19 protein-coding genes and 3 pseudogenes are annotated in these 18,380 nt (G+C 55.2%); 7 read left to right on the forward strand and 15 right to left on the reverse strand.

All coding sequences use genetic code 11. The features are described 5' to 3' along the window. Positions 1-156: 156 nt before the first annotated feature. From cas2 to cas6, 7 genes and pseudogenes are all read right to left on the reverse strand, one after another. On the reverse strand, positions 157-429 hold the full coding sequence (gene cas2, locus EIK79_RS15440; RefSeq protein ID WP_124956284.1) for a CRISPR-associated endonuclease Cas2: 273 nt from the start codon (positions 427-429) through the stop codon (positions 157-159). Next, positions 426-584, reverse strand: a pseudogene (locus EIK79_RS15445) (CRISPR-associated protein Cas1); the annotation flags it as partial. The gene cas2 and the pseudogene EIK79_RS15445, both read right to left, overlap by 4 nt. 19 nt (positions 585-603) lie before the next feature. Continuing rightward, on the reverse strand, positions 604-2,790 hold the full coding sequence (gene cas3, locus EIK79_RS15450; protein ID WP_124956287.1) for a type I-D CRISPR-associated helicase Cas3': 2,187 nt from the start codon (positions 2,788-2,790) through the stop codon (positions 604-606). Then, a complete protein-coding gene (gene cas5d, locus EIK79_RS15455; RefSeq protein ID WP_185715670.1) occupies positions 2,787-3,500 on the reverse strand; it encodes a type I-D CRISPR-associated protein Cas5/Csc1 in 714 nt (237 codons plus the stop codon). The genes cas3 and cas5d overlap by 4 nt, the downstream gene beginning before the upstream one ends. Before the next feature lie 20 nt (positions 3,501-3,520). Then, on the reverse strand, positions 3,521-4,519 hold the full coding sequence (gene cas7d / locus EIK79_RS15460; protein WP_124956291.1) for a type I-D CRISPR-associated protein Cas7/Csc2: 999 nt from the start codon (positions 4,517-4,519) through the stop codon (positions 3,521-3,523). Between the two features lie 15 nt (positions 4,520-4,534). Beyond that, positions 4,535-7,858, reverse strand: coding sequence for a type I-D CRISPR-associated protein Cas10d/Csc3 (cas10d, locus tag EIK79_RS15465; protein ID WP_124956293.1), 3,324 nt, complete (start codon positions 7,856-7,858; stop codon positions 4,535-4,537). Continuing rightward, on the reverse strand, positions 7,855-8,703 hold the full coding sequence (cas6, locus tag EIK79_RS15470; RefSeq protein ID WP_124956295.1) for a CRISPR system precrRNA processing endoribonuclease RAMP protein Cas6: 849 nt from the start codon (positions 8,701-8,703) through the stop codon (positions 7,855-7,857). Before cas6 ends, cas10d begins: the two co-directional genes overlap by 4 nt. 289 nt (positions 8,704-8,992) lie before the next feature. Here cas6 and csa3 point away from each other — a divergent pair, with 289 nt between their 5' ends. Beyond that, complete coding sequence (gene csa3, locus EIK79_RS15475; RefSeq protein WP_233738211.1) at positions 8,993-9,643, forward strand: CRISPR-associated CARF protein Csa3; 651 nt, start codon at positions 8,993-8,995, stop codon at positions 9,641-9,643. Between the two features lie 517 nt (positions 9,644-10,160). Here csa3 and EIK79_RS15480 read toward each other — a convergent pair. Continuing rightward, entirely contained in the window at positions 10,161-10,388 is a 228-nt protein-coding gene (locus EIK79_RS15480) for a hypothetical protein (RefSeq protein ID WP_124956297.1), read from the reverse strand. Positions 10,389-10,536: 148 nt separating this feature from the next. Here EIK79_RS15480 and EIK79_RS15485 point away from each other — a divergent pair, with 148 nt between their 5' ends. Together EIK79_RS15485 and EIK79_RS15490 are read left to right on the forward strand one after the other, a co-directional pair. Beyond that, a complete protein-coding gene (locus EIK79_RS15485; protein ID WP_148094155.1) occupies positions 10,537-10,824 on the forward strand; it encodes a hypothetical protein in 288 nt (95 codons plus the stop codon). Beyond that, positions 10,821-11,336 carry an ATP-binding protein gene (locus tag EIK79_RS15490; protein WP_124956302.1) on the forward strand — a complete coding sequence of 172 codons (516 nt, stop codon included), beginning with the start codon at positions 10,821-10,823 and terminating at the stop codon, positions 11,334-11,336. The genes EIK79_RS15485 and EIK79_RS15490 overlap by 4 nt, the downstream gene beginning before the upstream one ends. 509 nt (positions 11,337-11,845) lie before the next feature. Here the strand turns inward: EIK79_RS15490 and EIK79_RS15495 are convergent. Continuing rightward, positions 11,846-12,055, reverse strand: a complete 210-nt coding sequence (locus tag EIK79_RS15495; protein ID WP_124956304.1) for a PLDc N-terminal domain-containing protein — start codon at positions 12,053-12,055, stop codon at positions 11,846-11,848. 916 nt (positions 12,056-12,971) lie between these two features. Here EIK79_RS15495 and EIK79_RS15500 point away from each other — a divergent pair. Then, positions 12,972-13,385 (forward strand): hypothetical protein, encoded by a 414-nt coding sequence (locus tag EIK79_RS15500; protein WP_124956306.1) that lies wholly within the window; start codon positions 12,972-12,974, stop codon positions 13,383-13,385. A gap of 14 nt (positions 13,386-13,399) precedes the next feature. On the opposite strand, the gene EIK79_RS15505 is transcribed toward EIK79_RS15500, so the two are convergent. From EIK79_RS15505 to EIK79_RS15525, 6 genes and pseudogenes are all read right to left on the reverse strand, one after another. Continuing rightward, the gene (locus tag EIK79_RS15505; protein WP_124956308.1) at positions 13,400-14,119 is read right to left on the reverse strand and encodes a phenylalanine--tRNA ligase beta subunit-related protein; all 720 of its coding nucleotides are present in this window, start codon (positions 14,117-14,119) and stop codon (positions 13,400-13,402) included. A 117-nt stretch (positions 14,120-14,236) separates the two neighbouring features. Further along, positions 14,237-14,479 carry a hypothetical protein gene (locus EIK79_RS15510; RefSeq protein WP_124956310.1) on the reverse strand — a complete coding sequence of 81 codons (243 nt, stop codon included), beginning with the start codon at positions 14,477-14,479 and terminating at the stop codon, positions 14,237-14,239. A gap of 78 nt (positions 14,480-14,557) precedes the next feature. Beyond that, entirely contained in the window at positions 14,558-14,893 is a 336-nt protein-coding gene (locus tag EIK79_RS15515) for a PadR family transcriptional regulator (RefSeq protein ID WP_124956312.1), read from the reverse strand. A 1-nt stretch (position 14,894) separates the two neighbouring features. Then, entirely contained in the window at positions 14,895-15,584 is a 690-nt protein-coding gene (locus EIK79_RS15520) for a Gfo/Idh/MocA family protein (RefSeq protein WP_267900551.1), read from the reverse strand. Between the two features lie 39 nt (positions 15,585-15,623). Continuing rightward, positions 15,624-15,755, reverse strand: a pseudogene (locus tag EIK79_RS19080) (Gfo/Idh/MocA family oxidoreductase); the annotation flags it as partial. 79 nt (positions 15,756-15,834) lie between these two features. Then, positions 15,835-17,070: an RNA-guided endonuclease TnpB family protein gene (locus tag EIK79_RS15525; RefSeq protein ID WP_124956314.1), complete on the reverse strand. Its 1,236-nt coding sequence runs from the start codon at positions 17,068-17,070 to the stop codon at positions 15,835-15,837. Positions 17,071-17,128: 58 nt separating this feature from the next. Here EIK79_RS15525 and EIK79_RS18250 point away from each other — a divergent pair, with 58 nt between their 5' ends. From EIK79_RS18250 to EIK79_RS15535, 3 genes and pseudogenes are all read left to right on the forward strand, one after another. After that, positions 17,129-17,266 (forward strand): hypothetical protein, encoded by a 138-nt coding sequence (locus EIK79_RS18250; protein ID WP_185715671.1) that lies wholly within the window; start codon positions 17,129-17,131, stop codon positions 17,264-17,266. Between the two features lie 284 nt (positions 17,267-17,550). Beyond that, positions 17,551-18,012: pseudogene (locus tag EIK79_RS15530) on the forward strand (3'-5' exonuclease); the annotation flags it as partial. Between the two features lie 96 nt (positions 18,013-18,108). Beyond that, positions 18,109-18,363, forward strand: a complete 255-nt coding sequence (locus EIK79_RS15535; RefSeq protein ID WP_124956316.1) for a hypothetical protein — start codon at positions 18,109-18,111, stop codon at positions 18,361-18,363. Positions 18,364-18,380 lie beyond the last annotated feature (17 nt).

Genomic DNA, 18,380 nt, shown 5'->3' on the forward strand with positions numbered 1-18,380 from the left:
GTTTCAATCCCGTGTTGGGTTTCTAGGGTACTGTGACAAGGGGTGAATATGCGCCGAGAGGGCCTATAAGCGTTTCTCATTCAGTGAGCAACAGGGACATCTTCGTGGACCCCCCCCCCTGTACACAGACTTTATAAAGGTCCACGTAGCTTCTCTTCACAGAACGTTCGACTGTTCCTCAGGTGGTGCGACACCAAGATCAGTCACACTATCGCAACAGGCCTCACAGAGCCGATAGAGGCGGATTCGATCCCCATCCGTTGGCTCGATCTGTGTGGCGAGTTCGTCTTCCAGTTCTACCCGTTCTGTTTTCGAGACGTCCAGTTCGAAGACGCTGTACTGTCGCCATGCTCCGTAGCGCTCTAACGTTCGATACACCTGCCGACGATTCGCGTCATCACTCACATCGTAGGTTACAACGAGTCTCATCGACACACCGCCAGCGCGTGATACTCATCTAACTCTCCTGTAATCGCCTTCCGGAGGAGAATCGCTTGCTGGCGGATCGCCTTCCGCCGACTCACCTGATACTCGAAATAGGGGTGGGTCAGTGTCTCACTCATGTAAGCATCAAATCTCACCAGATTCCATTAAGGTGTTATGTCACCGCTTTTGAGCTACTAACTGCGCGTGAGCCTTGATAGCATCATCCCATAGTAGTAAGGTTCCACTTTGTGGCGTTGGAATCACAGCTGCATACGGTCCCAGTCCGAATCGCGCTCGTGCCCGTTCAACATCGTCACGTACGAACTGCGCGAGGACTCCCGTGTCGCCGATATCGATATGCTCGGTCCCGATCACACCGGGACTGGTCTTCACTTCGGGATCATCGATGGTACCAATCGCACGGTGGAGATTGCCCGACTTAGCACGTTTTTCCATCCGATGGAGGAAACCGAAATCGTTCAGATAGTAGTCCCGGGGGGTTTCGCACCGACCTGTCGCTACGAAGCCAGCAGCAGCGTAGTTGATATGCTGGGTGAAAAACGACCGTTCCTCGCTTGATGGTTGACGTCCGATGACAGTTTCAAACCGATTGAGAAGATCGTCACATGGAATCACTTCGCCTTCACGGTGACGCATGACATGATATAGACTGGACATTTTTAACCGCTCCTCACTATCGTTGACATCAATGACGAGACACCCGAGTGACGATGATCGGTAGGAGTGCAATCTTTCAAAGATATCGGCTGTTGGTGATTCTGAGACCAACTGGTCGGCGAGAGCCCAGAACGCTGGTTCGGTCATCTGCTGATCGAAGAACTGCTCGAAATCGGGCCCGAAATGATCGAAAGCGGTCGTTCGGTAGGCAGCATCCTTCAAGGCATATTGTTCATCAAGCGATCTATCGGTGTGTTCCCATAGATAGCGGGGATATGCTCCACACAGAACATCGTAGTAGGGACGGTTCGTGACGGCGTTGTTGACATTGTGGAGCGCATCATCGAACGTAGACCGCGCAAGAGTGTCTCCATCTGTCATCGTCACGAGATACTCTTGAACGGCTGGTGTCGTGATGAGGAGTGCTCGGTAGTCATTGAACTGTGACCGATACCGCATTCGACCGATTCGTTGGAGGGTACTACTCGGTTCGTAACCTGTACAGATTAGTCGATTAACTCGATCGAAGTCTACCCCAACCTCAACTGCACTGTTACCGACGACTACGTCGCTCTTCTCGATTGCCTGCTGCCGTCCCTTCTTCTTCCATCCATAGACTCGGCCGACCGATAAGTCTGTCTCACTCTCAAACGCCTCGGTGACGGCCTCCACTTCGCGGATGCTATCGACGATGATGAGCAACTGGCCTGGTGGTTCGTGTGCCGCAGCGAGGGCCTCAACGTTGTTCACAAGCAATCTGTCACTCGTGAAGCGTGGCTGCGATGTGATGCCCAGTTGTACCTCCGGGAGGATTTGGCGAGCCGACTGTTTGTTAGGTGCTTTATCCAAGACCGTGTTGGAAACATGGGTCGGATTGAATGCACGTTTGATACGTTCGATGTAGCTGGGCTCTGGTGTCGCAGAGAGGAACACGAAAGTATCCAAATATCGGCCAGCGAGACGATTATAGACATCCAAATGGAGTGGGAGCAAGCGGCGGGCGCGATCGGTTGTGAGATGGAATTCGTCAACCACGATGGCGTCCAACTCCGGGACTATCCGAGAGATATCGTTGTCATGGAATCGGTTCGTCGCCATGTATGTCAGTGTATCCGGCGTCGTGAGGATAACCGTCGGAAGCCCCGTTGATTGAAGCGTATCGACAGCCTTGTCATGTATGTCACGTAGCTGTGTCTTGATGCTCTCATCGCCGATGCCTGAACTCACTGCGGCGACACGCTCCGTTAGCGGGACGGCCTCTGATCCGTTGGTTAATACCTCCGTCGCCTCTTTCTCGCCATTCAGGTCGCTACGGGTATTTAGCTCATACGACCGCTCGCTCACCCACGGTGCTTTGTCAGTACCATAGTACCGTCGGAACAGATTCAGTATCGTCCGTTGCTGATCCTGAATCAGAGCTGTCGTCGGGTAGGTTGCCATCACAAGCGATGGCACGTCGGTGATACTCTCCCGAATAATCGGGGCGACCCATGAAAGTGTCTTTCCACCGCCCGTCGGATTCGTGTTGAGGAGGACAGTCGCATCGCTCTGCAGTGCTGCACACATCTCCAGCTGGTGGGCGTCTACGTGCTCGCTCGGCAGCGGGAAGTATTCCGCTGTCGTGGTACCAGGCATCCACGCTCCAGCGAGGCGCAACTGCGTATCGAAGAGGCGGTCGAGCGTCATTGGTCAGTTCCGAGAAAGTAGACGTCGGTGGGGAGTGTGATCCCTGTGTCATTTTTTTCGGGACCAAACTGAGCGTCGACACGCACGTATTGGCCCGATAAGTCGCTCTGGGTAAGCAGGTCTACGGGTGCCATTGACTCCATGCGAACCGACCCCAGAATATCGTACTCGTCGGTGCTAATATCTTGCTTCCCGACTGGTTGGTCGAGAGTAAACTGGCCCTCCTTCGGAGTTACGTCATGGACATCCGTTTCGAGACGGGCGCTGGTCATTTTCTTCCCGACGCGGATGTACGAAGGGAGTTGCTGTGCGAACGCGAGAGCATCTGTCCCGCCATCACACGTCACAAAGGTTCGAAACTGGATGTCAGGCTCATACGTTCGTTGATGTCCCGTTTCGAGCAGGTTTTTGTTCTCCTGCTGGGCTTCACTCCGATATGTGTCGCCTTTGACGCTGAACCGCCGAGTCATGTGCCGACCTCCACCGACGATCGTCGCAGGATGAATATAGATTCCTCTGGCCGCCTCCGACTGTTTGTAGTGGGTGGTGTATTCGGGTGTTTGTTCGCTGACACGGAATCGGGTCGGAAGCAGCCCAAGCGCGTAAAACAGCGCGGAGTGCATGATGTAGGGCTTCGTCGAAAACCGATCACCACTCTCCCGGGAGACGTAGTAGTACTGGTCAAGTGGTGTGATCGATAGTTCGACCACACTAGTCACATCCCTCGGCATCAGTCTTCGACGCGGGCGATGTAGTCTTCGACTTTTTCGTACTGCCGTTCGAGTATAGTTGCTAGCTGGTTATCGTCTCCTAATGTTTGAACTACGCCCTCAAGGATCTCATCCGGAACCCTGTTGAAATCAAGGCCTCGCCGCTCCTGCAGTTGTGTGTATGCAGACTGGACGGCGTCAGTAGCCGCTGCAATGTCAATGGGATCTGACCTGATCGTTGTTTTAAGATCCTCGACAGCGTATTCATCACCCGTACCACTTAACATGCCAGCTGCTACTCGTGTAAGTTCAAGGTTTGCTGGACCATCCTGTCGACCGGTATAAACTCCGAGGAAGTGATTGCGGACGTTTCCGCCGCGCGTTTCGTTGGCACCATAGCGTGTCGTTTGAGCAATCGCTGCCATGACGAAAACCACCTCCTCTGGAGTAGCGCTATCGAGCGTGACAACACTCGGGAATAGCGTCCCTGGTTTCACGAAGTCAGGTGTCCAAGTTCCCTGCCCCTCAGTTGCGTCGACACGGGTCTCATCGCCGGGGGCATTTTGGACGTTCTGTTGAACAGCAGCCTCAGCCGTTCTGATGCTGTAAGCGCTGTTATAGTATACTCGGCTGCGTTGACTGATCTGTTCGTCGCCTGCCGCACTCCCGAACAAGACACTCTCAACGGAGTTCTGTTGCATCTCATTAGGAGCCATATGGTCATCAGCACATGCATCAATGTGGCTGAGGAGATCGCGTTGAATACTTTTGGCCGTCCGGCGTTCCGCGCCGGGTTGTTTCCGGTAGAAGAGGTCAACAACCCGAGCAAGTTGCGTCTCGCCCTGTGGATCACCGGTCCGTATCCGCATCGTATTGACCGTCTCACCGTCGGTAGTGAATCGAGCCGGAGCAGTAACCTCCCGCAGGAGCAAAAGGTGAGTGAATCGGTTCTGTCGGGTGTTCTGTAGCTGTGCGACTGTTCCGGGTTCAAGCTCGTCGGTAAAGGTATCGAGGGTCATTAGTGTATTCTGTGGTTATTCTCTGTGTTCATCGAAGAATTCTTGCAGCCGTCGACGGATAGCAGCATTATATCCGCTGGCGAGATGATTTTCGTGACGCCGCAATTCGTAGAAATCCCCATCACAGAGCCCGTAAAAGATGTCATCGACGAAGATCGTCGAGAACTCCTCTGCGGGCTCACGCTTGCGGGAGACATCGTCGTACCCGGGAGTCTCAGCCCGGGCTGCAGCTTTCATTACATCGCCAGTGACGATATCGATCAGTTCATCTTGCGAGGCATTCTGTGCCAGCCCATCGCTAATCGACTCACGAGCGACACGAAACAGCCGCTCGTACTCGTAATTGCTCGTGCTCTGTGCATCCGGTTGAAGTGTATTGAACCCTGCATCGGCGAGGGCATCAATTCGATTGCTCATTGTTGGATATAGGAGGGTATCAAGGACGAGCGCAGAGTGCAATGCTCTCGGATCAGTGCTTTGCTCCTTACCCCTGAGCATTGTTTCTGCACCCGGGAACGGTTCTTTCGCGCGATTGAGAACGGTTTTTACCCGCTGTATCTCCGTTCCATGCGCACGGAAGGCCACGGTGAACAAACTGGCGAGTTTGTACAGTGTAGTCTCGAGATCCGTCTCTAATTCGATGTTGACATGTCTACTCACCCTGTCTGTTGAGTCAAGCGACGTAGTTTTTCCACACTCAGAGTCATGGGCCGAATCGGCACCATTCTCCGCTACCTCGGCCGATTCGTCAACGGGGTCGGCGTCATCGAGAAGCATCGATGAGGATATCGACTGGGTGAGCCGAGAGTCGATATTGAATGATTCCGGACTAATGCCCAGATCTCGGCGGTACGAGATGGATACCTCGTTGCCAGTGAACCGCTTGACGACGCCCGGGAGGTTATTGAGATGTACCTGTTCGTTGAATTCGTCGAATTGTGTTACCGGAATTTGCGTCTTCGTGAGTAACACCCGCGACGAGGTCAACCATGCCATTCCTGTGGCAACCATTGAGCTGACGAGCCCGCTTGGAATCCGAGTGATGGGTTTCCTACTCTGTGTCCCCCGCCGTGGTGGGTCAATCCGGAAAAGTCCAAGGGCACCATCCTGTTTATACATCGCATCATAGTTCCTCACCATGTTGCGGAACGACGCGTCGTTGGCCCCCTCTCGCGCGGAATCAAACTCTGAAAATATTTCCTCGACGATCGATGCACGAGTGGTTTTATCACCGACGACTATCGAACGGGCCAATTGCAATAGAGTGAGGCCACTCGCGAAGTAGACAGCCTCACGAATGCGCTGCTCGATGAGAACATCCCCTGGCGCATAGAAGTAGTCGGGGGCGAGGAAGAGGTAATGTGATTCCCCGTCCGATGACGTGTCATGTACAGCGTCACGGAGGGTCAGCTCAAGTTCACATTGTGGACAGATGGCTGATTTTGGCTCTCCTTTCTCAGTTGTGATTGGCTTGTAGTGTGAGAAACCGAATGTTATGTCTCCGCTCCCAGTCGTTTTGAAATCGTCAAGCGATCTAGACCCGATCAGCACGTCATCACAGAGTAGACAAACGTGCGGTTGTGAACTACGTCCGTACTGTCCAAGTTTTGTCTTCGATGCGTCCGTGTCGAAGATCGGACGTTGGTTGACCTGAAGGTTCTGTCGGACGTATTCTGGGTGTGACTTCCAAATGAGTCCTTCCTTAACGCGCTCAAACTGCTCGCGTTTACTGGCTGAGGTGTCAGAATCTGTTACGCTGATCGGAGCACTGTGGTCCCAGTCTGTGGGCCACGACCGATAGTATGATAGCAGGTGCTCTTCGGCAGCTTCGAGAATCGTCTCAAGCGGGCGCTCATCCCATCTAACTCCTGCTTCATTGTCAGATTGTAAGAATGCCGCCGCAATCAAGATTGGGAACGACCGCGTTCCCCCACTCGTCAACTTCACACCAGACGTGAGGTCCTCCGCGACGTCCGACTGATCTGCATTAAATCGCTCGGCGAGCGTACTGAGCGTGCGTCTCGACGGTGTATCTGTCACGTACTCAAGATACCAATTCTCGGTTTCAGCACTAATCCATTCTCCAACATCCGGGATGTTCAGTGCCTTGCATAAATGTCTAATAGCGTCACGTCTCTCCTCGCCTGAGAGAGGATAATAGAGTTCCCCGTAATAGGTACTGAGTTGCAGTCCGAGCGGGATTGCCTTCTCGGTGGAGGGTAGTGGCTCCGAGAGAAGATCCCCAGCGATTCCGACCTGAACAGCGTACTCGTATGTGTTGTACTCTCCCCAATCGCTGTTTTCGCTGCGGTCACGGAGTAGATGACGTGCACTCCGGAGAGACGTCTCTACCCCACTGAGAAGATACATCGAGGCTGAGATATCGAGTTTCCCTTTCTGGAAATCAGGGTTGATTCCCGTCGTCATCCGCTCCGGGTCGGCGAATTCGGTTCGAGCTTCACGGAGGGTCTCAATGAACGAGTCTGTTATCTCCTTCGCTGACGTATTCTCGCTCTTGAATGGGTCCACGATATCGGTTCCATCAGGCACCAGATAGAGAGCACCATCGACAAAGTAGACCACAAGGGCAGCCGGTGTCGAAGCGCAGATTTCGTCAGTAATGGTCGTATGGAGGATATTTGTCGATAGGCCTTTCGTATCGTCAAATGAGTGGCTGGCGAGACAGACATCGGAGTCGATCGCCTGCACACGCTCTTCAAGGTGGTCGTCCACGACTGGGACATCGAGCCCCGCAGCAGCGTCCATCACACGGATCCACTCACGGTATCGAGTGAATACACGGCTTGGAGACTCGGCGTGACGACCACTATTTTCCTCGGCAGCAAGGGCACTTGCTCTGTAGTCGTCGGGGTCAAGGTTTGTGTCCAATTGCGATAGTCGGAGGCGGTCGACGTATGCCTTCGTCTCGGATTTCGTAATATCTTTGTCGGCGTTCTTTCGATCGGTGGCCCCCGCTCTCCGCTGCTGGGCCTCTCGGGTTTTGTGGAGATCATGGCAGGCGTAGAGAGCAAGCACTTTAAGTAGCTCCGTCTCCGGCAGCGCAGCACTTGAGTCTAGTCGGCTGAGTGCATGATTGAGACGAGCCCCGAAAGCAGCACCGTTGAGTACGTGACTCCGCAATGTCTGATCGGTGTACGGTTTGCCCGTCCAGCGACTCCGGACCGCACGACTCTTAGCCGGAATGACATCGAACTCGGCGTCGAACATCCCTGGATCAACTGTCTGTCTGAACCGCAAGTAGACATTGTCAGAGGGACTCAGCCCCTCGTCGCCATCGTCTGCTTTGAGAACGTCCTCGATAAACTCCGCCGGATTCATGAGTTGACCTCCACAGCGACAGCACCACACCCACGCGCGACGAAGCCACCGACGCCTCCGAACTCGCCAAACAGCGCGAGCGCTGTCACCGCCGTCCGAACCGCCTCGCTTGCACCCTTGAACTTGTAGGTGCACTGCCCAGAGAAGCCTTGACGTTGGATTGGTCTGCCGTTCTCGCCACGGTTCACGAGGACGCTGTGGGAGTCGAGCGACCGAAAGTCGGGCTTTTCGATGAGGTTCTCCTCGAAGTCCGCTCGGGCCAGACTCAGTTCCAGTTCGTCGGCCTGTTCGGTCGGCACCGTCTTGTTCCAGCGACGCAGCAGCGAGCGGAACGTGCTCGCTCGATGAGGGAACATCGTGGTGATCTCAGCTGTTTCCCGAATACACGTCGGCGTCCGGAACGTCAGTTCGAGCTCGACGTTCGGCGGAGCCTGCTCAACCAGTTCAGCTGCATCGGCTAGCAGTTCCTCGTGCGTCGCGTTCATGCTCGCGAAGCTACGCACGTGGAAGCTGCCGCGATCGAGGTCCAATGAGTCACCACTGAATACGAACGCGTCCGCGAGCGCTTCGAACACGTCTTGATCACGTGGATCGGTGACGCCGAGATCAAGCGTGTACGTCTGGTCCGTGATCGTCTGTTTGTGATGCTTTCGCTCACTGTTCGCGAACGATCCCACCAACCCACTGTTGTGGAGACTCCCGAGGGGGGCGTCGTGGAGTCGCTCGCTCACTCCCGCGGAAACGTCTCCGAGTGCCGAAAGCAGCGCTCCGTACACCTGATAGCCGTTCCATGTCGGCACAGCGAACGCCCCCTCTGGCTCAAGTGTCAATGTAATCTGTCGCATGGTGTCACCTGAAGAGTCGGATTATTTCCGACGGGAATTGGTATATTGATGACAGAATCGACGATGCTATCCACTACAGAGGCCCTCCCTGACAGCTCGGGCTGATAATCTCTGCCTGTTGGCCACAACTGTTATCCTGATGTGTTTCAATTTGTATCACACATCTCTGCATGGAGTATCACCTACTAAATCCTTTCGATATTGTGAGACGATCCAAGTTATCTGGGATTCACGTCTTTGATCCCATGGTAATAGGACGGTGTTGTTTTATCGCTGCAGTTCGAGGAGCATGACAATGCGAACGTATCTTTCTCCGATCGGCTACAATAGCACGAGTGTGACCCGGACAGTGTTGAGTCATGGGGTAGACGGCGACGATCGGATCGTTCTAATTCGGCCGACAGCGGAGACAGATACCAGTCGTGCAGACGAGGCGATCAACGATGTGCAGCGGCTACTCGGCGAGGTCCAGCCGGAGATCGCGGTGACGACGGAACGGATCCCACACGACGATTTTGAAACGGCTGTGGTCCGGTGTCAGGAGTTACTCCAGGCAGCTGGGGGCGCTGTGACGGTTAATCTGGGGGGCGGTGCGCGTGATATTCTGCTGCCGCTGATGACGGCTGTCCTCACAGAGATCCAGCAGATCGATAGCGTTCTCGTTTTCAGCGATGTTGATGGCAAGGTCCGTGAATGGGAACTGCCCACCCTCAGCACGACCGTGTCCGACACCGTGTATGAGACTCTTACCGCCATCGCCGGGGCCGACGGAGAGATCTCGATACCGCAACTCACGGAGGCCACTGGCCGTCCAAAGAGCACGGTGGCCCGTCATGTTGATCTCCTCGAACAGAACGATGCTGTCGCCGGCCGGCGCGAGGGGAAAACGAAGCGTGTGTCACTGACCCTGACGGGCCAACTGGTGGTGAACAGTGAGTGAGGGGGTGAGTTGGAAGCACGTCCCGACTCCACTCTCAGAGTCACCCCCGGGTGAGACCTCTTGTGAGGGAGTGATCTTCGTGGACCTTTATAAAGTCTGTGTACAGGGGGGGTCCACGAAGATGCCCCTGTTGCTCACGGAATGAGAAATGCTTATAGGCCCTCTCGGCGCATGTTCACCCCCTGTCACAGTACCCTAGAAACCCAACACGGGATTGAAACCGCGTGCGGCTACTATCGCGCCGAAGGCGTGAATGGGTCACAGTACCCTAGAAACCCAACACGGGATTGAAACGGCGATGTCCTTGAGGCGCAGGTCGGGACGAACGTGTCACAGTACCCTAGAAACCCGACACGGGATTGAAACTGTGTCTGTGGGGATCTGCACAGGGACAGTCCCGTCACAGTACCCTAGAAACCCAATACGGGATTGAAACCGCCGACCAAAGGAACTCTCGTTCGACGACGTGCGTCACAGCACGTTACAGACGACCCCTCGTCGGGTTGGAGCACGTTCTTTATGGGCTATCGGTAATATGGAGGTCTCCATCGACGGCATACAGATATCCCTTTGAGAGCAACCGATCAAGGACGCTGTGGGCAACGGACGGCTCACAGTCGAGCTCTGCAAGTGCGCTGACGGCCACCGCTCGTGAAAAACTGTCTGCAACCGGCTCGTCGTCTTCGTACAGTCGCTCAAGGGCGGCTTGTTCGGTGTGACTCAATGGTGTCCGCTGGTTCCGCATACAGACATGAACGGCCCCGAGAACCGAGACTGTTCGGGTCCGTGCCAGTATCGGCGATAGCGAGCTGTCGAGAGAAGTTGTTCCGAACTGTCATCTTCATCGCGGATCGCACGCTCAGTCAACTACTGTCTTGCTTCCAGTACTTCCGATGCAGATTGGTATATCTGCAGCCGAACAGGTCTTGTGCAATAATCAGGTTCCGATCGGCCAACTCATCACGGTTGTATTAGGGTTGTTCTCGATGTATCTCATTCTCAAGTTCATGCTCCGACTGATGAAAGGACTCGACAAAGCCGGAAGCATTCACGTGAAACGCGGCTATTTCGCCCATCAAGTACAGAATGGTTCCTACTCGCTGCTGGCAGCCCTGCTGCCAGTGGTTGTTCCCGTATTTCTAAACCTCGTTGAAATTGACGTCGTTGAGTGTATGTTGTGAGCAACGGCTCTTACCTTGAACTCTCAGAACAAAGCCTCAACGCGTATCGGGAACGGGTCCGTATCCGCACTGAGGAGAAGGCCGTCGTTCAGCACTCGGAACTGACCACGATTCTCGAGCATGCTCGTGATTCCAGCTCAAGAAACTACCTGCTACCGATCGTCGGGAACTCGGGATTCGGAAAAACCGTCACGTGCTATCAGGCAATGGAGGAGTGGTCGGACTCCGGACCGGCCCTTCGTCTCGAACCAGCCGACATTCAGGGAGCTACGAGTCTCTCGCAGGCGATCCAGTCGGCGTTTGATCGGCTGTATCCGACATTGAACTTGGTAGCGGGGCAGGATGCCCTACGGATCGCGCGGGATACCGATCGCCTCCTGCTCGTCGTGGACGATCTCAATCGGGCGAGCGATTCGTCCCAACACTCAATTGAAGCTGGCTGTAAGACCGTGGTGAGCGGGTTTTGGTGTTGCATGAACACCAAACCCAAGACCTGCGCACACTTCGACTAGACGGTGCCCAGTCATGGAATCGGATTAGTCACCGACTTCTTGTAGTAAGTCTGTTATTGTAATATAATTTAATATTTAAAATAGTTCACTATCCTCATTGTCCCGACGAACGCTAAGTACAGGAGAAACATCTCACAGATCGACCTCATCGTGCTGTCCGACAGAGTCGTGGGTTCATCCATCGCTATTATCGTACTGGCTCTACGAAGATGGTATTCCGCTGATGGAACGGCATTATGCAGATGAATCGATGGGAAACACGAGCATATTGGGAATCAGAGAAAGAATGATCATCCGCTGATATATTACGTCGCCTGTCTATATTTATCGTTCAGGAATAGTCGTAAAGGAATGGAGTACTGTTCTATGACATTCTGACTAGGTGACGGCTGGAACGACCGGTCGGGCCACACATGGCGGCATCGTCGAGAAGGGGATGTCGTCCCACGGAAGGAGTGTAACTGCGTCGTGTGGCGATGTATCGGACATCTTCTTTTCCGACCCGCAGTTCAATATGCGCTACTGCCTTGATTCATATCACCACGGACGACAAGGTAGAGAATGAGGCCGGTGAGTCCAATCAGGAACACACCGATTCCCCAGGCGAGGTGATGGCGACTGCCGCGGCGTTTGGCATCTTGGGAGACCCAATAGCTGACACCAATCCAGACAGCGTAAAACAAAATGCCAATCATGAGAAGTCCACCGATCTTTGCCATATACAAAGTATCTATCGGTTCTCATAAATCATTTTCGGACGCTGTTATATCGAGAAAATCTGAGGTGGCGAGAGCCGGTAAAAACGATGAGCCTTCACAGTAGATGATCGTACTGAGGCTTCACCCGGCTGGGATTCGTCTGTAACCATGTGTATATTGGGTAAAATAGGCTTTGATCTGGCGGTTACGTGGTCACCATTCAATGGACCTTCTGATCCCTCGGTTGACCGGAGGTCGACAACTGGCCACTCTGGCCTGTGAGAAGGGCTGTCTCTTTCATCTTCGCTCCACCAGGGGTGTTCGTAACCGGGTCATCAGTGGAGAAATCAAGGGGGTCGACTGATCGGCAGCGGCATCGACCGTCTATGGGTGCTCATTACTCTATCAACCCCCGTTGAGCACCGTATTACTCCTGTGGTGGGAGATGACACCCGATTCTCCCGTGGCTTCCGGACTGTCGTACGCACCAGCGCCTCGATATCATCCATTTTGACTCTACTAAGAGGCTGCTAAAAAACTTTCCAACTCTATGCCCGATTTCTCCGTCGTTACGGGAGTACTTCCTGCTTAACCGACTGGTATCTTTAATATTGGTTATTGTAATTCTAAAACGAATGCTAGTGTAACCATTACGTATGGTATAGCACAGGCAGTCATCGCCAGTGATGGAAAATCGATCGACAGGACTGCCCCTCCACAGAAGCTCACTCCATGGACGCGATGCATCGTTGCTGGTGAAGCGACGATAACGGACGTTCCCGAGCGTAATCGGGAACGCATCGCCCGTGAAGTGAAAGCCGACGCCGATCGGTTCCCAGACGTTGGGCGTTCCCCTAACGGTGGAATGGCTTATCAACGATCTCAAGCAAGCAGAGGTGAGTAGCGATGAGATCTGAGCCGGTCGCTACCGTTGAGAGTGCGTGTCGTCGAGGCACGTGCACTCAGTGATATCGTTGATCATCGGGACGTGGTCATTGAGCGGCTATCTGAACCACTAGACGATGAGAAAGATAGCGACGCCCCTAATCCATTATCGAAAATGAAACCCAGACCGTCGACCAACTCGCTCATGCAATCGCTGACGTGCGGGTTTGACCTGAAAAAGACGCCACAACTCCAATGGGAACTGACTGCAGCAGCCGCTGAAGCCTACGGTCGAGCGGTGAAATCGTTCAGTAAACAGTTCGTCGGCACCGAGGTTGCCGAGGAGTTTGAGCTCGCAACGGATATCGAGTTACAAATAGCTATTACCGGTCTCAAGGATCAATTTCTCGTTGAAACCGTGTCAGTTGAGCTTCGATCTACCATCAAGAAACGAGGACCGGTCTAAGGGAAAACGGACGGTCAGTCGTCCGCTGGCATTGACGTGGCCGTATGACTGTCCGTGGCCACGTCACGCCGTACGTCGAGGAACTCCATTGTAGCAGTTGGACACGTGCGCTTGATCAGTTCGAACGTGTCACGACACAGTGCACGGCCGTCTGCTTCAGACAGGGCCGGATTACCCGGGACGACCAGCAGGACGTCGTCAGTTGCCTCGGTGACTTTGAATGCGTCTGCGTCCCGGCTCACCGGGCCGAGCAGCGCTAAGAGATCCCCGTCGAATTCCCAGAGGAGATCACCCGCTGCGGCCGTCTCCGAGTCCTCGTGGAAGATCGGCAGCATCGTCTCGCCACCCTCTGCCCGGCGGATCGTAACCGGGCCGTCGATCTCGCCCGCGTCATGCATCCCCATGACCGCGCCCGAGCGTGCCCCAACGATGTTGTATGCATCGACGATGTTGTTATTGCGATTGAAGCCTCTCGCCTCGATCAGTTTCACGAGTTGCTCACCAGCTGGCTCCTGATCGGGTCGTCCAAGTCGACGGAACAATTCCCGTGACCCCTCGACAATGTCGGACTCCAACCTCGCTGATGCGTCGCCAGTCAATTGATTGATCTCGTTGATCTCCGCGTCCAATGCGTCTGGTCCCGACTGAACATCGAGATTCCGGATCTGACACCCCACAGGAGCGATGCCCAAGGCATGAACATCGTCCGTGACGACTAGTATGTTGCTATCCATTACCACATACTCACCTTTATAAGCAGAGTTGTTATAATTTTCTATAAATTACCTAATTCGTTTGCGGTTTTGAGATCGAACCTGGGAAAAATTAAAAATTGCCAAATTATCAGTACTTTAATCAGTGACATACGTCTCATCAAGCTCGTGCGTAAGTATGTCCTCACCTTGCCAGCAGATCTGTCCGACACGCGTCCCTTCCGGCACGTGCTCGGCGTCGATCTTCTCGTTTGCTTCTGTTACAATCGCCCAGACGTGCTGGTTTGCAAACAGTCCCATGCCCGGCTCAAGCTTCACCCGTTTTGTCGGAAAAGCTGATTGGACGATGAGAGCAGCCTGGTATTCGGTTTCGTTCCCCATTGCTGTTATGCACTCTGTTTCATCGGTTGAGAGATGATGGATTTACACCCAGAAATCGTACAACTCCGCTATGTCCTCTTAAACGTGTTGAACATGTCTCTTCTCGGGGAGCCGTTGCTCATCGTTTCCGTCGTGTGAGAGAGTGGCCACCTGCTGTGTTTCCCAGTCGGTGCGAGCATCGATCTCGCGCTGGCCCCGACGCGTGAGTGTGTAGGCGTTCGTCCGCTGGTCGCGCTTGCCCTTCTCGACTAACCCTTTTTCAACAAGTCTGTCGAGACTTGGGTACAGCTGACCGGTATTGATTCGCTTATCGTAGTAGTCTTCGAGTTCATCTCTGATCGCAAAGCCATGCGGTTCGTTTCGGCCTGCAAGCACATACAGCACATCCCGTTGGAAGGCAGTCAGATCGTGCATACTAGTGAGCAGAGAGCAACGGTTTCGATTCGAGAGCCACGCCGGTTCCGTCAGCGCTCGATCGGTAGATAGCGTCGAGCACACGTTGAGTGGTGAGTGCCTGCTCAGGCATGGCAAGCGGGGACTCACTACCAGCGATGGCATCAAGGAACCGGCGCTGTTCGATCCGGTGGGCGTTGTTCTCGCGCGTCGTGATGGTGCTGTCTGCAAAGTGTGGTGCACCAGTAGCGCCAGTTTCGAAGATCGTCAGCTCCCCAGTCTGAAGATCGAGCCGTGCGCCAGCCTCCGTCCCGTGGAGCACGACATCGGTCGTGGGTGGGCGATTAGCCGCCCAGGCGATGTCGAGCGCGATCGTCGTGTCATCCCCACACCGAATGAACGCACTCGCGGAATCGTCGACATCGAACGCTCCATCTCCCTCTGTCCCGTGCATGTCGAGGTACGTGTACTCCGACCGATCACCGAACACCGACCGCGTCACACCTGATACGTCCGTCACCGCCGGGAATTCGAGCAGGTACAACGCGAGATCGATCGCGTGGGCACCGATGTCGACGAGGGCCCCACCGCCCGCCAGTGCTTCGCTTGTGAACCACGACCCACGGCCGGGAATGCCCCGCCGACGGAGGTAGTTCGCTTCGATGTGATAGATGTCACCAAAGCGATCGTCCCACAGATAGCTCAGTAACACCTCGACGGGGCTGGCGACGCGGTTGTGAAATCCAACCCGACAAATTGATTCGGCGTCCCGAGCTGCCTGTACGATACGTTCGGCGCTCTCAGTGGTGTGCGCGAGCGGCTTTTCGATGAGCACGTCAAGTCCAGCCTCGAAGGCGGCGAGTGCGTATTCTTCGTGATACCGATTGGGCGTCGTGGTGACATCCTCGCCCGCCCTAAAGGGCGGGGCTTCCTACAAGGGAAGCCTCGCGTCGAGGGAGGTTTCAGGACTGAAACGCCGCAAGCGTCGTCTGTCCAGGTTTCGGACTCGGCGTGCGGTGTCCTGTGGTGCTGTCACAAGCACTCCCGTCCCGAGGCGAGTCATCGCCCGTCGGTTTCAGCGACAGGCTCTCTCCCCACGGGTTGAGGCGACCGGCGATGTTGGCCGCCGCGTTGATGTCCGCTTGGTACTTCGAAACCCAACACTCGTCGTTCGTGCATCGAAACGACGCCTGCGACGAGCGCGAACCGAGGTGGCCGCAGGCGTGGCACGTCTGACTCGTGTAGGCGGGATTCACGAACCGCACCGGGATACCCGCGTCGCGGGCTTTGTCCTCGATGCGTCCGGTGAGACGCGCGAACGCCCAATTGTGGAGGCGGCGGTTCATCCACTTGCCGTAGTCGAGATGTTCGCGGATGTACGACAGGTCTTCGAGAACGATAACGGGATTCTCGAAGGACCGAGCGTACTCGACGGCTTCGCGGGAGGCCTTCTCCACGATGTCCGTCAGCGCGTTCTGATAGTGGCTGAAGCGCCCGTCCACGCGCCATTCGGCGGCGTCCCGCTCTTGGAGACGGCGGAGCGTGGTGAACATCTCTTTGCGGAGGTGTCGGGCGCGTCCGCCGTCGTAGATGTACGGTTGGGTGGGAGTACCGTCCCGACAGGCACAGCCCGTCAGGAGCTTGGATTCACCGATGTCGAAGCCGACCGGCGTCGGGTCGTCCGGCTCCTCTGGTTCCGCGACCGCGTACTCGACGGTGACGTGAAGCACCCAGTTGGTTCGGTGCTCTTGCAGTCGAAACTCTCCGACACTCACGTCGTCGTCGCGCAGACCGTTCCACAACTCCCGCTGAGCGGGGTTGATGCGGAGCGGAATCCAAAAGGCGTTACCACGTCCGGCCTGCGGGACGCGCCAACAGAAATCGTGTTCGCGGTCCTCGGAGTGGTCGAGCTTCCACCCTCGGTTCGTGAAGCGAACGGGGTGGTCGTCGTCCAACCCGGAAGCGTTGTACGTCCGGCGGAGTTGCGGGACGTAGTTCTTGAGCGCGTCCTTCGCGTAGGACGTGAGGTTGTAGCCGGTGACGACATCGTTGACCGCCGTCTGTGTGTCCGCGCCACTCTCGAACGACTCGGCAAGGGCACGCCGGTACGTCGCCACAGTACGCTGAAGCCGATGCTCTTTGTGCGCCGTCGGTGGTGCGAGCGTGGCTTCGAGCGTTTTCGTGGCGGTGGCGGTCATCCGACACCGATACGTAGCATCCGAAGATACATAAGACTATGGAATGAGATACTCATGTATGCCAAAGAGCATCCACATCAAAGTAGACGAGGACCAATACGAGGAACTAAGCGAGTTCAAAGAGCGGCGCGGCTACACATGGAAAGGCCTTCTTCTCGAAGGCTACCGCGCACTCGACACCAACGAAACGCAGTAGTTGGACAGACGGCTAAGTGTCGCATTCCTCCCCGCCCCAAGGGGCGGGGTTTCCTGCTTGTAGAAAGATGACATCGTCCCCAAACTGCACCGTCTCTCCCTCTGACAGTCGGTGGCTATCCTTGTCGTGTCTTCGACGAGCTGCACCCACTGGGATGCATGATGCGACAATGCCATGGTCGATCGCAGGTGTGACGGTGGATTCCACTTACTCCATGTCAACGGACTCCCAGTGGGGTGGCTATCCTGTCCGAGTTGGGCACGATGATGGAGGGTGTCGAGACTGAGGTGTATCCCGAGAACATGCACTCGTTCCGCGAGCAACTAGCAGAACTGGAGACGCTCGGTGGGGTGACAGAATGTGTCTTCTCGCGGTACGGGTACGACGGCGCCACGGCCGATGTTGTCCTCCACACGATTCAGTCAGTACACACCGCGACGACGCTGACCCGGGGCGATCTGATCCGGTTTATCGAGCGTGGCATCGAAGCGGGGAGCACCCACGATGTCCACGCGAACGCCGGTGCGAACTCGGTGACTGTCCAAACGATTCACGCAGCAAAGGGGCTTGAACATCCGATCGTCGTGCTCGCAAACATGAACAGAGGGCGATTCCCGCCATCGGGTGGTGGGAGTGGAACGATTACGTTTCAGGATCCGGTCGGCCTCCGCCAGCGGAAACGCTACGCCGAGTCTGACGGCCTCCCCCACGTGTACGATGACTGGCGGACTGATGTCCTCAACCGTGTGCAACACGTCAGGGAGACGCTGTCGATCGGATACGTCGTGTGCCACTACCGCCTCAGAAGCCTGCAGCTTTTTCGTCTTCTGTAGCTGTTCGACGTGCTTCTCGAGTTTCTCGTCCGACTTGGGTTGTCAGTCAAGGATGTCTTCCTCAATGGTCCCATCGATGTCGGTAAGGACGACATCTTCATGGTCCTCGTTCTAGAGATATTCGAAGGGATCGATATTCCCCTTGACGTAGGCTGCTTCGACATCGTTCCACGAACAGTGAACTTCGAATCGCTCGTAGTTGCGGTACTACGCGTTGACATTTCGTTGCTGTTCCTTCGAACCCGACCCCGAGACCACCAATGAGAGTGCAATCAGTATAG

Origin of the sequence: Halocatena pleomorpha (genome assembly GCF_003862495.1) — an archaeon.
Taxonomy (GTDB): Archaea; Halobacteriota; Halobacteria; order Halobacteriales; family Haloarculaceae; genus Halocatena; species Halocatena pleomorpha.